A 634-nucleotide genomic window follows, 5' to 3' on the forward strand; every position below is an offset into this window, starting at 1 on the left:
TCGCGTCGAGACTGCCATGCCATACGCCCCAAAAACGGTGTGGGCGCTTTAACTTTAGCGCTTTTCCTTCGACGTTTAAGCCAGAGAGTTGCCAGAATGGTTCGTGCGCTAATTGGATTATCTGACTACGTTCAATATCAAGTTCTTGGATATCCACTTCTTGTAGCGCGCTGGTGGCGGCCTTCCACCAATCCTTGTTGTCATCAGACTGGATAGCCCATTTCAATCCTTGAACAGAAGCCGTGTCGAGTTGCCAGTGCGTCGGTTTGAATTGACCAGATACCTGTACGCGGCCTTGCTGCCAATCTAGGCTCAGTTCTTGGAGCTGGATATTCTCGGGCGTGAAAATGGCGTTCAAGCGTGGCTCTATTGCGGTTTGCTCTTGGAAACGAACACTGTCAGCTTGTAAAGACACTTTGGCTGTGGCATTCCATAGAGATGCAGGCAGTGAGGCATCTTCAATGGACAGTTCAAGGTTTTGCCAGTGCCATTCCCCCCATTCAATATCGGCGTTAAGCAAATCGAGGCTATTGATATGGTTAATGGTGAACGGCAATTCTTGCCACGGTTTAGAGAGTAAAGATTGTCGCTGTGCATTGGTGATTGCCAACTTATCAATCGTGACATTGACCAA

At 48.4% G+C, this 634-nt stretch carries 1 protein-coding gene; it reads right to left on the reverse strand.

What is annotated here, in order from left to right; translation table 11 throughout:
• Nucleotides 1-634: AsmA family protein (locus R7Q46_RS27915; RefSeq protein ID WP_318078395.1), on the reverse strand; the 634-nt coding region annotated here is incomplete at both ends.

The organism is Vibrio sp. 811 (assembly GCF_033339195.1).